The organism is Paenibacillus sp. FSL k6-2145 (genome assembly GCF_037976585.1).
Taxonomy (GTDB): Bacteria; Bacillota; Bacilli; order Paenibacillales; family Paenibacillaceae; genus Paenibacillus.
Genome location: NZ_CP150267.1, coordinates 2,144,666 through 2,158,249, shown reverse-complemented (window position 1 = coordinate 2,158,249; position 13,584 = coordinate 2,144,666). Strand labels below are relative to the sequence as shown.

Annotated in this window: 14 protein-coding genes and 1 riboswitch; of the genes, 1 reads left to right on the top strand and 13 read right to left on the bottom strand. The window is 45.7% G+C overall.

Annotation, left to right across the window (positions count from 1 at the left end; translation table 11 throughout):
* Positions 1 to 271: 271 nt before the first annotated feature.
* Positions 272 to 525, bottom strand: a riboswitch (cyclic di-AMP (ydaO/yuaA leader).
* A 241-nt stretch (positions 526 to 766) separates the two neighbouring features.
* Together NZ043_RS09460 and NZ043_RS09455 are read right to left on the bottom strand one after the other, a co-directional pair.
* Positions 767 to 1,537, bottom strand: a complete 771-nt coding sequence (locus tag NZ043_RS09460) for a TatD family hydrolase (RefSeq protein ID WP_174806491.1) — start codon at positions 1,535 to 1,537, stop codon at positions 767 to 769.
* Positions 1,538 to 1,869: 332 nt separating this feature from the next.
* The gene (locus NZ043_RS09455; RefSeq protein ID WP_091039097.1) at positions 1,870 to 3,147 is read right to left on the bottom strand and encodes an HD domain-containing protein; all 1,278 of its coding nucleotides are present in this window, start codon (positions 3,145 to 3,147) and stop codon (positions 1,870 to 1,872) included.
* A gap of 317 nt (positions 3,148 to 3,464) precedes the next feature.
* Between NZ043_RS09455 and NZ043_RS09450 the strand changes: the two genes are divergently transcribed.
* Positions 3,465 to 3,719, top strand: a complete 255-nt coding sequence (locus NZ043_RS09450) for an AbrB/MazE/SpoVT family DNA-binding domain-containing protein (RefSeq protein ID WP_024633700.1) — start codon at positions 3,465 to 3,467, stop codon at positions 3,717 to 3,719.
* A gap of 279 nt (positions 3,720 to 3,998) precedes the next feature.
* Here NZ043_RS09450 and rsmI read toward each other — a convergent pair whose 3' ends face one another.
* The 11 genes from rsmI to NZ043_RS09395 all read right to left on the bottom strand — a co-directional run bounded on the left by rsmI (position 3,999) and on the right by NZ043_RS09395 (position 13,546).
* Entirely contained in the window at positions 3,999 to 4,886 is an 888-nt protein-coding gene (gene rsmI, locus NZ043_RS09445; RefSeq protein ID WP_133387511.1) for a 16S rRNA (cytidine(1402)-2'-O)-methyltransferase, read from the bottom strand.
* Positions 4,887 to 5,666, bottom strand: coding sequence for a tRNA1(Val) (adenine(37)-N6)-methyltransferase (locus NZ043_RS09440; RefSeq protein WP_091039093.1), 780 nt, complete (start codon positions 5,664 to 5,666; stop codon positions 4,887 to 4,889).
* Between the two features lie 95 nt (positions 5,667 to 5,761).
* Entirely contained in the window at positions 5,762 to 6,130 is a 369-nt protein-coding gene (gene yabA / locus NZ043_RS09435) for a DNA replication initiation control protein YabA (RefSeq protein WP_017691386.1), read from the bottom strand.
* A 28-nt stretch (positions 6,131 to 6,158) separates the two neighbouring features.
* Positions 6,159 to 6,959: a stage 0 sporulation family protein gene (locus tag NZ043_RS09430; RefSeq protein ID WP_053778939.1), complete on the bottom strand. Its 801-nt coding sequence runs from the start codon at positions 6,957 to 6,959 to the stop codon at positions 6,159 to 6,161.
* Between the two features lie 117 nt (positions 6,960 to 7,076).
* Positions 7,077 to 8,048 carry a DNA polymerase III subunit delta' gene (holB, locus tag NZ043_RS09425; protein ID WP_076216771.1) on the bottom strand — a complete coding sequence of 324 codons (972 nt, stop codon included), beginning with the start codon at positions 8,046 to 8,048 and terminating at the stop codon, positions 7,077 to 7,079.
* Positions 8,049 to 8,057: 9 nt separating this feature from the next.
* Entirely contained in the window at positions 8,058 to 8,501 is a 444-nt protein-coding gene (locus tag NZ043_RS09420; RefSeq protein ID WP_017691389.1) for a YaaR family protein, read from the bottom strand.
* A 341-nt stretch (positions 8,502 to 8,842) separates the two neighbouring features.
* Positions 8,843 to 9,172 carry a cyclic-di-AMP receptor gene (locus tag NZ043_RS09415; RefSeq protein ID WP_017691391.1) on the bottom strand — a complete coding sequence of 110 codons (330 nt, stop codon included), beginning with the start codon at positions 9,170 to 9,172 and terminating at the stop codon, positions 8,843 to 8,845.
* A 61-nt stretch (positions 9,173 to 9,233) separates the two neighbouring features.
* Positions 9,234 to 9,881, bottom strand: coding sequence for a dTMP kinase (gene tmk / locus NZ043_RS09410; RefSeq protein WP_133387512.1), 648 nt, complete (start codon positions 9,879 to 9,881; stop codon positions 9,234 to 9,236).
* Positions 9,882 to 10,097: 216 nt separating this feature from the next.
* Entirely contained in the window at positions 10,098 to 10,790 is a 693-nt protein-coding gene (locus NZ043_RS09405; RefSeq protein ID WP_051449580.1) for an LrgB family protein, read from the bottom strand.
* Complete coding sequence (locus tag NZ043_RS09400; RefSeq protein WP_249913807.1) at positions 10,760 to 11,110, bottom strand: CidA/LrgA family protein; 351 nt, start codon at positions 11,108 to 11,110, stop codon at positions 10,760 to 10,762. Before NZ043_RS09400 ends, NZ043_RS09405 begins: the two co-directional genes overlap by 31 nt.
* Positions 11,111 to 11,719: 609 nt before the next feature.
* The gene (locus NZ043_RS09395; protein ID WP_133387514.1) at positions 11,720 to 13,546 is read right to left on the bottom strand and encodes an aminotransferase class I/II-fold pyridoxal phosphate-dependent enzyme; all 1,827 of its coding nucleotides are present in this window, start codon (positions 13,544 to 13,546) and stop codon (positions 11,720 to 11,722) included.
* Positions 13,547 to 13,584: the final 38 nt, after the last annotated feature.

Here is a 13,584-nt window from a genome sequence, read left to right as displayed (position 1 = left end):
CTCCGTCCTCCTTCATAGCCTCGCCGTCTAAAGTAATGCATGATGTCTTTGACGTGACTATACCAAATTTTCTACAGAACACAGATCGGACCAACATAATCCGGTTCTGCACCATGAATCAATCTTCGCAACATGATGTCATCCTCCTGAATACCTACCGTATGATGACAATATTTCTTTTATTCAAAAACAAAAAAGCCAAAGAAAGAGTGTAAGAGGAACTCTTTCGTGGCTTCCGAATGATTTTGAATATCGGAAATTCATGCACGAGGTTGCCTCTCTTTTTCCGCTTGCGAGGTTAGCTGTCGGGTTCGGGCGAAAGAGAGCCGCCCTATCTTGGGTCACCCGCTCATGGCGGACGCCCTTGAATTCACCCCGAGACCCAAAGAAGAAATCAAATACGGCTTCGCAGTTCCCTTCGCTGCTTTTGGGTCAGCGAACGTTGCGCATCGGCCAAATACACCGATGTTTAAGCCCTATTGGTTCCCCCGCTCTCCGTTAACGGAGACTCAGCGAGACTGATTCATGAAAGTAATGTTGTTTCATCGGAAAGTGTCCCTTTGTTCATCCCCCGAACATCTGTCCAATTTTCCGCACAACAATTCACTGAAAAGATGATATCCTGTTTTGATGCATGTTGTAAAGCGTTGATCAAGTACGTTTTTCTGAATATTTGGTTAAAATATTGTAATATTCTTGATTTATTTGAATCAAAGGGCAAATTAACTCCGCTTACCTGCCTTTTTCACCTCATTTGCTCGTTTTTTTAACGAATTCCAAATCGTTCCATGGCATTTTTGGTTGTTATTGCAGCAATTTCCTCCACCGAAATGCCTTTAATTTCCGCAGCTGCCTCTGCAACCAGACGTACATGCGCTGTCTCATTTCGTTTCCCACGATAAGGGTGAGGTGTCAAATATGGAGCATCTGTTTCAATGAAAAACCGGTCCATAGGAACCTTCTCCAGTACCTCTTTGGGCTGCTTTGCATTTTTGAATGTGATCGGTCCTCCGAAGGAGAGATGGAAGCCCATATCGAGACAACTTTTCGCTGTTTCCCAGCTGCCCGAGAACGAGTGCATCACACCACCAACTTCACTCGCTTTCTCTTCACGCAAAATTCTTATGATATCCTCATGTGCATCCCGATTATGAATGACAATTGGCATGTTCACTTCACGAGCCAAAGCAATTTGTTGTCGTAATACGCGATGCTGTATTTCCTTCGGTGAAGTATCCCAATGATAATCCAATCCAATCTCACCGATCGCAACCACTTTTTCATGCTTGCATAAAGATGCAATCCACTCCAAATCACCCTCCTGCATAGTGATCGCATCTACTGGATGCCACCCTACAGCTGCATAGATAAAGTCATATGTTTCAGCGAGTTTCATCGTAGTTGGAATCGTCTCCCGGTTAAAGCCAATGTTGATCATGCGACCAACTCCTGCATCCACAGCACGCTGAATCATGTCCTCGCGGTCCTCGTCGAATTGTGGTGCATCCAGATGTGTATGTGTGTCGAACAGCATCATGTTTGTATCTCCCTTCATGTCGAAATAACGACTATCTTCTTTTTCAAAATTCAATTTGTAAAATTCAATAATTCAATGACTCATACATAAAACATTTTGGGTATCTGTGTATTACATCATTACGTTTGTTTCTTCACAACTACAATATATAGAAGATATACGGATATTCTGATCTATATATTGCTGATTGTACCCATTCTACCTGCTTGCATTTACAAAATTATGTCGATCTACATATACTCCCCATTAAAGCAGATTACTGTATCATGAAAAATAGCTCTTTTAGAAAGTGTTTTGATATCGAAATTCTTCATCGGATTATACCCACACGATTACAAGAAATAGGGGCGTATATGTGACGGTAATTCGTGAATAATCGCATCCACCTTGTTTTGCGGGTAATACAAATGATGTTTCCCTCGGTGAAGCCCACTGATGGAACGGACAATGTCAGATACTTCTGACAACTCACGTAAATTGTCCTGTCGATCCAGAAGAAGAATCTGCTTATCTGTGGATTCATCCGGACGAAACACATCATACGGATTATCCGAAGGAAAATCAATTTCAAGATCATATTCGGGATCGAGACCAGCCTGTACAAAAGCTTCCCGAATCTCTTCCATCATTGTCAAGTCGACCTGTTCAAGCTCTACATACTTATATAACTTGCGATCCATAAAACGTTCGCATAACTCACTCAGAACAGTATCGTCCTCCTTGCGCCACTGCGTAAATGCCGTCTGAATTAATGCTTCATCCAACTGCAAATATTCATCTACGGATAATTCTCCTTCAAATAGTTGAGGGAGTGGATCAATCATGAAGCGGAATTGAAAACCATGCTGTATGAGTGTTTTCGCTCGCTTGAATATTTGCCGCAATATAATTTCAGAACTACGAGTCACCGGATGGAAGTAAATCTGCCAATACATCTGATACCGAGACATTAGGTAATCCTCCACAGCATGCATGCCTGACTCCTTGACTACAATCCGCCCATGATAAGGACGCAGCATCCGAAGGATACGATCAAGGTCAATCGTGCCGTAATTTACACCTGTAAAATAGGCATCCCTGAGCAAATAATCCATTCGGTCTGCATCAAGCGGACTGGTCACCAAGTTCACCACAATCGGCTTTTCATACGTTTTTTGAATGACAGACGCTACTTTGTCAGGAAAATCAGGAGCATACCGTCTTAAGATCGCCCCTACTTCGGTATCACCTGTAATAATGCGACAAGTCCAATCTTCGTGATTCATGTCAAAAGCTTCCTCAATGGAATGAGAGAATGGCCCATGCCCGAGATCATGAAGTAGAGCTGCACAAAGAGCTACAATCTTTTCTTCCTTCGGCCAATCCGAATAATGACTTCTTTCAAATTGAGAGATGATCTTGCGTGTGATCTCATAAACACCTAGTGAATGTGAGAACCGACTATGCTCTGCTCCGTGAAATGTAAGGTAAGAAGTACCCAGCTGACGAATCCGGCGTAAACGCTGAAATTCCGGGGTGTTAATTAACTGCCATATAACCGGATCTTGCACGTGGATATAATTATGTACCGGATCTTTGAATACTTTCTCTTCCGTTAAACGTTGTTCCATGTCGACTCACTCCTTTAATTTCTTTTATATTAACGCTTTGAACTCTACGATTCACCTAAGATTCGACACGTTATGACGAACTTTGTCGAATGAAGTAGTTTTGTCGTTTTCCAAATCGACAAAGCTGACATTGAGGTTTAAATGCGAAAAACAGCTTCCAATCCCTTACCACCAGTAACCTTGTGAAAAACAGCCTTAATTTTAAGCTAATTTTAAGGTTGACTGATTTGGGAATCGTTGGTATGATGAGTATCATAAAACATAAAATAATGTCGAATAATGACAATGATAGTTAGCTGAGAGGAGCACTGATTATAATGATGAAATCAACAGGTATTGTAAGAAAAGTGGACGAACTGGGACGGGTAGTTATTCCAATTGAATTGCGCCGTACACTCGGTATTGGTGAAAAAGATGCTCTGGAAATCTATGTTGACGGCGAGCGCATCATGTTGAAAAAATATGAGCCTGCTTGTATCTTCTGTGGTAATGCAGAGAACGTTACTTACTTCAAAGGTAAAATTGTTTGTAACGAATGTATTTCCGAAATCCCTGCACCTGTGACAAAATAAGAAAAACCAGGTATACTGGACTTATCTAAATTGTTATTTCTAACCTTTTTAATATTCCTTAATGACCTTCCCGGTGTGAACCCCACCGCGGAAGGTATTTTTTTGCCTTGTTATGGGTTCCATTACCCAAAAAGATTCTGTCACACGCGAACCGGAAGAGAACGATAAATTTTGTTTGGAATTTTTCTGAGCCACTCTGCTCTTTTTAATATTCCACTAAGGTTGGATATAAGCTTCTTTTCAAGTTATGTTCCCCACAACAGAAGATATTTGGTTAGATCACTGCTCGATTAATGCATTATATACATCACGCTTTGTCAGGCCGCGATCGGTAGCCGTTTTTTTCATTGCATCTTTACGGTTATATCCTTCACCCTCATAATGGCTGACATGATCCGCTAGTGACATGAGCTGCCACCATGCTTCGCGTTCAGCCTTACGCTCCTCTTCCTTAATGCCTTCTACCAGCAAACAGTACTCGCCAAGAGGCGGATGTTCTTCAAGCCAATCTATACATTCCTTCACAGTGCCCCTTGCGAATTCCTCATGACGCTTGGTTAGTTCACGAGCCAGGACAATCGAGCGATCACCCAGAATTTCTTCGAGGTGGACTAATGTTTTCCGAATACGGTGAGGCGATTCATAAAATAACAAAGTCCCGTTGGATTCGTCAAAAGCCTCCAGCACTTTTCGCATGTCCTTTTTCTCCCGCGGCAAAAAACCGCCGAATGTAAAACGCTCCGTCGGTAATCCGGACACGATCAGAGCAGACAACGCAGCGTTTGGTCCAGGGATGGGAATGACCGTTATTCCTGCCTCCAGTGCAAGCTGTACAAGGTCAGAACCAGGGTCCGAAATGGCTGGCAAACCGGCATCGCTGACAAGTGCCAAATTTTTTCCTTCTATTATATAGCGTATCAGTTCAGGTCCACTCGCCCCCTTATTATGCTCATGATAACTAAACAGCATTGAAGGTGTAATTTCAAAATGGGTAAGCAGCTTTCGGGTCTGGCGTGTATCTTCTGCTGCAATGATGTCACAACTCTGCAAGGTCTTGATGGCCCGGAAGGTCATATCCTCCAGATTACCAATGGGTGTTCCAACCAGATATAGCTTGCCTGACCCTTCAGGTTGCTCCGCATAGCTTTTCTGAATATGCAAAGTCATCTAAAGCCCTCCTTTCGTAGTACGTTCAGCATGTTGCTGACCATAGTAAATATCCATAATCTCTTCGCAGTATTTCCCCTCTTCATTGTAGACAATGAGTGGAGGAAGCATCCTTACTTCTGGTTTACCATCTTTCATTCCTTCAATTAATACCATGTTGGCTTCCAGATGAGCACGGGGATGTACCATCCGAATCCGCTTTGGCTCCAGCTTATACTCGCGCATGAGCGAGATAATCTCTGCAAGTCGCTGCGGACGATGAACCATCGATACTTTGCCGCCATTACGTACAAGTCGACTGCAAGCCTGGATCACTTCTTCCAGGGTACATCCGATCTCATGACGTGCCATTGCCTGATGTGTGTTCATCTTGAGATCACTGCCGTTCAGGGGCATGTATGGAGGATTAACCGTTATTGCATCGTATACAGCATGTCCTGTTTCTTTTACCAGTTCTCGCAAATCACCTTCACGAACCATAATCGACTCATTCAATGCATTTAATTGCACACTGCGACGTGCCATATCAGCCAAACGTGGCTGAATCTCGATCCCTTCCAGACTAGCCTGCGTACGCGTTGTAAGCAGAATGGGAACCACCCCGTTACCCGTACACAAATCAAGTACACGACCCCGTTTAGGTACGGAAGCAAACCGGGCTAATAATACGGCATCCATCGAAAAACTAAACACTTCATCACTTTGAATGATTCTCAGATCATGAGAGAGCAGATCATCAATCCGCTCTGACTCATGTAACACAACTTCATTTGCTTTCATATGTTACGCTCATCCTCCGGTACTCTATATCTCATGTTCGTTTAGTTTAGGTTTATAACCTTGAAAAAAAACCGTAGGGGATCCCTACGGTCACTTCATTTATTCAAAAAAGACAGGCAGAACAGACAATCGCCTTCCGTCCGCAGATGTCCATAATAGACGTTGCAGATATGGAAGCCTTCGTGATACAACCGGGCCAGATTATCATACCCTTCACCCACAACATCTTCACCTGTAGCCGGACCTGCTGGTCTTGCTACGGGAGCGAGTGCTGAGGAGATCGGCAGATCTGCCGGAGCCTCACGTTTGAGCAGTTTGCGTAACTGCTCATTCTCGATGGTAAGCCGCTGATTATCCTCAAGCAGCTCCTTCACAATCATTTTTAACTCTCCTAAATCACCGTGCAACTGACCCAGTTGGGTTTCCATTTCATGAATGTGCGTAAACAGATTTTTCTTTTCCAAGTTTCCACCCCGAAGCAACCTTTATGGTTTACTTGATAACGACGTCATCCAGCGGAAGTTCTTTGACTTTACTGATGTCGAACAGTTGAACATGGACTGTGCGGCTACCGGCATTAATTCCGACAACTTTTCCTTCACCCAATGAGGTGACGACCAATTTGCCTACAGCTGGCAGTTCTTCTCTCACACTTTCATAGTTATCATGCTCAAATTTCAGACAGCACATGAGTCTTCCGCACAACCCTGAAATTTTCGTCGGATTCAGTGACAGGCTCTGATCTTTAGCCATCTTGATTGATACCGGCTCAAAGTCTCCCAGCCAGGAAGAACAACACAACACACGGCCGCAAGGTCCGATTCCGCCAAGCATCTTCGCTTCATCACGTACACCAATCTGTCTCAGCTCGATTCGTGTCCGGAATATGCTTGCCAGATCCTTGACCAGCTCCCGGAAATCAACTCTTCCTTCAGCTGTAAAATAAAATATAATTTTATTGCGATCAAACGTAAATTCCACATCGACCAGCTTCATTTTGAGGCCATGGTCTTTAATTTTATTTAAACAAGTACCGAATGCTTCCTTCGCTGCACGCTTGTTCTCATCAACCACACGGGCATCTGTCTCGCCCGCAACGCGGATGACTTTCTTCAGCGGCAACACCACATCGGACTCGCCCACTTCCTTCTTACCAACAACAACCTTACCGTACTCTACCCCCCGCGCTGTCTCCACGATAACGCAGTTTTCTTTCTCAATGGGAAGGTCCAGGGGATCGAAGTAATAAATTTTGCCCGCTTTTTTGAAACGGACACCCACTACACTGTACAAAAAATTAACCCCCTTGTAAGCCAACCCCACTTCGTCTGAAGCCCCGTCTTCTTAGGGAACCGGCCGAAGTTATAACCGTTTGCATATGATTGGAGCTAACTCTGCCCTCTCCCAGTCTTATGCCAAACCGATCAAAAATTGCTCCAGACAAAGCTGGCCATTGACGTTGAAACGCAATTTTTTTCTGCATGCTGCGGCCATATCCATATAGGAGACCCACTGCTCTGTGCTGCGGGTATGTGCCAACTGAGATAACATGTCTAACTGATCTATAAAAACGATATGTTCATGCCTATCGTACTGAACATAAAGCATGTCCCTAAACCATAGATGGAACAAACTAAGCAACATGTCCAGATGTTCAGAGAGTCCGGTTTTAAAAAGCTTCTGCTGTGCAGAGATCAATGATGTACTTCCTCTACCCAGGGACTCCTTCCCTAATTGTAACATTACGTTTCTAATTTCTGCAAACCAATTCTGCTGGAGAATTTCTCTACATGCTTCCAATCCTGACGCTAAATGGACGGCAGAGCGAGCCAGATTGGCAGGGTGCCCTTCCTCGATCAGAGATTGCAGCATCTCTTCCGGATTCAGTGCGCTGAACGGCACCAATTGGGAGCGTGAGCGGATCGTTGGCAACATGGCCTGTCCATTATCTGTAATCAGGATGCCGACTGCTGGTACCTGCGGTTCCTCCAGAAATTTGAGCAAACTATTTGCTGCCTGAACCGTCATTTTCTCGGCTTGTTCTATAATATATACTTTGGGATGACCTGCCTCTGATCGATATGAAAAGATACGCTGCAGATCCCGGATTTGATCTATTTTAATGTTGTTTCCATCTGGTGCAAGCATGGTTAGATCCGGATGGTTACCATGATCCACCTTACGGCATTCAAGACACTGCCCACAAGCGTCATCTTCAAGCTCTGTACAGAATATTGCCTTGGCAAAGGTAATTGCCGTCTTCCGTTGCCCACTACCAGCTGGACCGCTAAACAAATACGCATGGCTTATTGCATGACGTCTCAAACTGCTTTGTAACATTTGCTTGGCCGCTTGTTGACCCATAATCTGTTGAAAGGACATACTTCCTCCTCAGAAGCTTAAATTAATAAGCATCCCCCGAATTTCGCCTACTTGTTGTAATAGAGAGATTTTTCCTTCTTCTGTATCCAGCAGTTCATCAGCCATGGATAACAGAGCGGAGTCGATTTCATCAATCAGCTTATAACGCTTGCCTCTGCCACGACGATCCCAACCCCTTGTCTCTTTCATGGATACACCGCGACGAACGGTCTCTTCCAGGAACCTTTTAACAAGTTGCTTATACGCCTTCAGTTCACGAATCGTCATGGAACGTGCCAGGCGATCGCCCTGAAGCTGGATTTCACTAAACCGGCGATTCAGTTCAGCTTGTGAGGCCCGTTCCCCCTGGTGATTCATCATATCAGAGAAATTTTTGGATTGGACCGGTTTGGAACCTGAATCAGTAGAACTGATCCCGCTCTGAATCGGTCTGAATCCAGGATTGATTTTCATGGATACGCCCGCTTTCTATCATAGATAGCCAATCGCCCATCAGCACAGTGCGCGTTGCGCCTGTGCGTGAGAATGAGGCTTTTATATATGCTGATCACACTATATATAATGGTAGATACACATCACCATCAAGGATTTTTTCTTTGTAGTCAACCTCTTTCCGAAATGAACCATTCCCCAGCTGGGAAATGCTCATCCGGAAAGAGTATGCTGATTCTTCTCGTCAAGAAAGGCGTTCCGTAAGTGGCACGCACGAACTCTGTTAACTCTTCTTGCATCCATCGTTTCCAACATGCTATCGATCATGAAGGACCCTCATGGGATCCATGCAATAGGTTTAATTAGAAATGTTCGAAGCGATCTACCGGTAGAACAAATACAGTAGCTCCACCTACTTGAACTTCAACAGGTAGCGGCAGGTAAGAGTCGGTTGTTCCACTCATCGGTGTGACCGGAGTCACGAGCTGTTCACGAACCTTACAGCTGCTGCGAATGACGTTCATTACGGATTCGACTTGACCATCATCGACACCGATCATAAACGTCGTGTTGCCTGCCTTCAAAAATCCGCCCGTACTGGCAAGCTTCGTTGCCCGAAAGTTTGCTTTGACCAATGCGCTGGATAATCGGTTGCTGTCTTTATCCTGTATAATCGCAACAATCAGTTTCATCCTGCATAACCTCCTTTAGAATAAGCACCTTTATCAAATGCCCTGTCTATATATTAGACAATTACTCGTCAAAATCCTTCAAAATCCCTGTCTCCAGCGACAAAATCATTGCTGCCAAGACATCCTCCTGCTTCATGGAAGCATCGATAACTCTGATCCGTTCCGTGAACTGCTCTTTTAATAGGAAGTAACCCTCTCGCACTTTACGGTGAAACTCCAGATTTTCCAGATCCAGACGGTTCACTTCCCGGCCATCATGAGCATCAATCCGGGCAAGCCCCACTTCAGGCTCAATGTCCAGATATAAGGTCACATCCGGCATGAGATCACCAATCGCAAAACGATTAATGGCCCATACATTCTCTATCCCGAGTCCACGGGCGTATCCTTGATAGACCAGACTGCTATCGACAAATCGGTCACAGATGACTGCTTTTCCAGCTCTCAGAGCAGGCTCTACTTTCTCCGCCAGATGCTGGCTGCGTGCAGCTGCATACAATAGCGCTTCGGTTCGAGCATCCATTGCCGTATGAAGAGGGTCCAGAATAATTGAACGTATTTTCTCCGCAATCTCAATTCCGCCAGGCTCTCGCGTAACTACGTAAGGTATACCCCGTTCTTCAAAATAAGAACCTATTCTACCGATCATCGTTGTTTTACCGGAACCCTCTCCCCCTTCCAGCGTAATGAATTTACCTCTGCCCTGCATATGCTTCCCTGCTTTCTATGTCGATAATTGCATCTATTGCTGCTGTAATGAATATGCTTAGACCCTCTTGCTACAGGATATGATATCCCCCGCCCAGAGGTGTATAGCTACAGCTATATCGGTACGTAATAATAAAACCAAGATCATACAAGCTTGTTTCTTTCTATAATACTATAGGTCAGCGGTTACTCCAACATGAACAACAAAGTAAAGCGTTCAACCGTAGATGATCCATACCCATAATGGAAGCATAATTGATCCGGCAATGGCACTGACAATCATGGATACTGAACTAAGGGCTACTGCATTCTCTCCATATTCAAAAGACCTTGCCATGCCGAGGGCATGAGATGCTGAACCCAGTCCAATTCCATAGGCATGTTTACTGCGGACTTTGGCCCATTTCAAGAGCATCGGCCCCAATAATATCCCTGAGAATCCTGCAATCATCACAAACAGCGATGTGAATGAGGCATTCCCTCCAACCTGATTAGCAAGTTGGATAGCCACAGGAGTGGTCACGGATTTTGGCAATAAAGCGATGACCATCTCTTGAGGATAGCCAAGCAGAATGGCGATTAAAGCACCTGTGGAGACACCTGTAATACTGCCTCCGATTGTTCCACCCACAATTGGAATGATATTTTGCTTCAGCACATGCAGATGTCTGGACAAGGGAAAAGCGAGAGATACAACTGCTGGACCCAAGAGCTCCTGTATCCATTTGCCACCCAGCATGTACGTATCCAGCTTTATACCGGAAATCACCAAAATCAGGATCAGTATGGCAGTCGTTGTGAGTACTGGCATAAGTATCGGCCATTTCAGCCTTTTATATAGACGAGTGGCTGGAATATATACAGCGATGGTTAGCGCGATCATTCCAATTCCGAGGATGAATGCTGACAAGTGATCGCCTCCTTTTTGCCTGAATGAGACGATCTCCATGTCATAAGCCACTCACTTAATTTGGCAGATATCAGACATGTGATTAATGTGCTAATGATCAAACCAAGAACCAATAATAATGTGTTGGCTCTAAAAAAATCAAAATGATTAATAATGCCCACAGTTGGGGGGATAAACAACAATTGAAGATGAGATTGAAGCCACGTCGACCCTTCTTCTCCCCAACTCATTTTGATCCATCCCAGTTGAATGGTGATAAACAATACCAGCATGCCCACAATACTGCCTGTTAACGGCAGATGTAATATAGCTTGAATCAAGTTTCCAATCCAATAAAAACCGTACATCAACAAAACTTGCAGGACTATTCCTGTATATTTTTTTAGCGGAATACCCAAAGTGTTCCCTTCTTTCTTATGTCTATCTTTGTAAGTTGAACTAGAGCGCGTCTTCGAACATGCCGAAAGCCGGAACGTAACTGAACCGTGTCTGGATCAGAGCACGGAGCGGGAGCGCTAACGACCCTGTGACGTCTTATTCAGCGATTTGAAGCGCCCGCAGCAATCTAAGGAATCTGAAACACGCTATATTGGAATAACCAGCCGTTTACAGCGTGTTTGTTGGGTGATTTTGGTTAATAACGTGTCTCAGATTCCTTACAAAATAAAAGGAGGACTCGAAGGCTAAATAAGACGTCCTCGGTTCCTTAGAAAATCGTCTGGACAATTCGCCAGGTTCAGCAATCCTTGACTTCCAGATGTTGGACCCTGACATCCTTCAACGTATTGCATGCCTGAGTTTGAAGACACACCCTAGCAACTAAATTAATGACCAAGAGACCCTCACATATGTAGGGTCCAGTATCGCTATCCGTATTGGTCATATAGACTACCTATTGGTGAATGCAATTCAGTTTTTCATGTGTATCGTCAATTCTTCATGACCTTCAATACCTGTAGAGATGCATCGGATACCCCGTGAAACTTTGCTCCTTCATCGCGCAGGAGTTGTATACGTGCCACCATCGATGGACTTAGTCGTTCACCCGGATATACAAGCGGAATCCCTGGAGGATACGGGACTACCATCTCAGCTGATCGACAACCCACGCTTTCTTCTATCGGAACATTGACCGTATCCGTATCCACAATCGGTTGCAGCGTGAAGGAGATCGGTTCCGAGTAGCGAGTGTTTTCTTGTAAATTGTTCCACGTGGAAATATAATGCGCCGAACCTTTCGCAAGCTGATGAGATGACTCTGTATTAGATTGGACCTGCTCATGCCCATCGGCAGAGCTGATATGGTGTAAAGCCTGCAACAAGTGCTGAGCATCTTGCACCGTTGAGCCCAGGCTGAAGAGCAAGACGACGTACCGTTCGTCGCTCATCTCGGGCACACAGCCGCATGCTTCCAGCTGCTGCTGTAGCCCATAACCGCTCAGCACCCCTGCGCCGTCATAAATGACGGCCTTGAATGGGTCCTGAGCGGTATACCCCGCGGCAGATGGCTTCGCCGCCGCGGTCAGGCCCTCCCGTGTCTGCTGCGCAGCGGACACGGACATGCCAGCCGGCTTCGCTATTCCGGCTGGCGTTTCTGGCTGCAGCTGCTGTGCAGGCTGCAGCAACTGAAAGCGCGGCAGCTCTGCGAGGCCGCGCTTAAAGGCATCCACGGCGGCGAGTCCCGCCGTGAATGTGTTCGCGCCCTGCACGTGCAGCAGTCGGCGCGCCAGATCGAGCGAAGCCATCACCGGGTATGATGGGCTTGAGCTTTGCACCATAGCCAGGCGCTGCCTTAACAGGGACCGGTTTAAACGTGGTCCCTGAATGTGCAGCATGGCACCCATGGTTAAAGCCGTCAGCATCTTATGCGTTGACTGCACGACACCGTCTGCTCCGCATGACAGTGCAGAGACAGGCAGCTCCGGATGCTGCCCATAATGCGCGCCATGCGCTTCATCCACGAGCAGTGGCATGCCAGCGGCGTGGCATACCTCGGCTATGGGCGTTAGATCAGCGCCCATGCCGTAATAATTGGGCAAAGTGACTAATACACCCTTTGCCTCAGGGTAGGACTGGACAGCAGCCTGCACCGTCTCCACCGACGGCATGACCGCAAGTCCAGACACAGGATCGACCCACGGCTCCAGAAATACAGCCCTTGCGCCTGCCAGCATCAACCCGTGAATAACGGATTTGTGCACATTCCGTTGCACCAGCACAATACTGTTTGGCTCATCACACACGGTCAGCAATAAGGACAGATTACCTGCCGTACTGCCTCCCACAAGGAAGAAACTCTCCTCTGCCCCAAAACAATCTGCCGCAAACTCCTGTGCTTCCTGAATCACACTTTCCGGATGATGCAAATCATCGGTGCCCGTAATCTCCGTAACATCCATCTCCATCATCTCCAGGAATGAACGATCCGGTACCAGTTCTAATTCCGAGTGAGCCCCTTCAACGCTGAGTCGTTCCACACTCTCCAGATCAGCCCCATGTTCATCCACCGAACTGAAACGCTCTAACTTCTGGTTAACATTCTTTCCTCCATCATTCTGAATCTCACCGTTGTGCTGGTGTTCCTCATTAACGATATCCTTAACTGGAGGTTGCCCTGCTTCTGCTTGTTCTACCAAATGTCGATAAGCTTGTCCATTCTTATGCCCAGGCACATGAAAAGAACGCTGCTTCGAATCACGATACGCAAGCAACGCTTCATATAGAGGGGCACTACTTGATTTATTTTTATGATCCATGAAATAACCATCCTGTACATATATAATGTGCGCCCTAT

Bases quoted from the DNA above. Each gene is read 5' to 3' on its own strand.
- NZ043_RS09395 (WP_133387514.1), bottom strand. From the start codon at position 13,546: ATGGATCATAAAAATAAATCAAGTAGTGCCCCTCTATATGAAGCGTTG.
- NZ043_RS09455 (WP_091039097.1), bottom strand. From the start codon at position 3,147: ATGGAACAACGTTTAACGGAAGAGAAAGTATTCAAAGATCCGGTACAT.
- NZ043_RS09450 (WP_024633700.1), top strand. From the start codon at position 3,465: ATGATGAAATCAACAGGTATTGTAAGAAAAGTGGACGAACTGGGACGG.
- holB (WP_076216771.1), bottom strand. From the start codon at position 8,048: ATGTCCTTTCAACAGATTATGGGTCAACAAGCGGCCAAGCAAATGTTA.
- NZ043_RS09440 (WP_091039093.1), bottom strand. From the start codon at position 5,666: ATGAAAGCAAATGAAGTTGTGTTACATGAGTCAGAGCGGATTGATGAT.
- tmk (WP_133387512.1), bottom strand. From the start codon at position 9,881: ATGCAGGGCAGAGGTAAATTCATTACGCTGGAAGGGGGAGAGGGTTCC.
- NZ043_RS09420 (WP_017691389.1), bottom strand. From the start codon at position 8,501: ATGAAAATCAATCCTGGATTCAGACCGATTCAGAGCGGGATCAGTTCT.
- NZ043_RS09415 (WP_017691391.1), bottom strand. From the start codon at position 9,172: ATGAAACTGATTGTTGCGATTATACAGGATAAAGACAGCAACCGATTA.
- NZ043_RS09460 (WP_174806491.1), bottom strand. From the start codon at position 1,537: ATGATGCTGTTCGACACACATACACATCTGGATGCACCACAATTCGAC.
- rsmI (WP_133387511.1), bottom strand. From the start codon at position 4,886: ATGACTTTGCATATTCAGAAAAGCTATGCGGAGCAACCTGAAGGGTCA.